This is a genomic window from Vibrio sp. 2134-1, assembly GCF_033339495.1.
Window position 1 is genome coordinate 1 of sequence record NZ_JAWOUS010000484.1, and the last position, 669, is coordinate 669.

The window sequence follows — 669 nt, forward strand, 5'->3', positions numbered from 1 at the left end:
CGCTAAACCTTTACCATTTTCGCCTAGGTATTCGCTGATCGCAGCCGCGCCGCCTTCAGACGTTGCGGTACCAATAACGGTGGCACCACGTTCAACAAGAAGCTCAGCAATCGCACGACCAATGCCACGGCTTGCGCCAGTCACTAGAGCGATTTTACCTTCTAGATTCATCATGTTGTGTTTTCCTTTTCTTATCGTGAAAGAATTATTTAGCGGCTTCTAACGACGCCACATCGTTAACTGCTGCTGCACTTAGTGTTTTCACGATACGTTTTGTTAGACCTGTCAGAACTTTGCCCGGGCCAAGTTCAAGAAGGTTTTCTACACCTTGTTCACTCATTAGCTGTACGCTTTCAGTCCAACGAACTGGGCTGTATAGCTGACGAACAAGCGCGTCTTTGATTTTTGCAGGGTCAGTTTCAGCTGCCACATCAACGTTATTGATAACTGGAAGTTGTGGTGTGTTGAATTCGATAGACTCTAGCGCTACTGCTAGTTTATCTGCTGCTGGTTTCATTAACGCGCAGTGTGAAGGCACTGACACAGGAAGAGGAAGAGCACGTTTCGCGCCAGCTTCTTTACACAGTGCGCCAGCGCGCTCTACTGCATCTTTACTACCTGCAATAACAACTTGACCTGGAGAATTGAAGTTTACTGGAGAAACGACAT

General features: G+C 47.2%; 2 protein-coding genes. Both read right to left on the reverse strand.

Annotated elements, in window-relative coordinates:
- Nucleotides 1-171 (reverse strand): SDR family NAD(P)-dependent oxidoreductase (locus R7R78_RS26765; RefSeq protein ID WP_225474692.1); only part of this gene is annotated, 171 nt, incomplete at its 3' end.
- Between the two features lie 34 nt (nt 172-205).
- A partial coding sequence (locus R7R78_RS26770) for an ACP S-malonyltransferase (RefSeq protein WP_225474691.1) occupies nt 206-669 on the reverse strand: 464 nt, incomplete at its 5' end.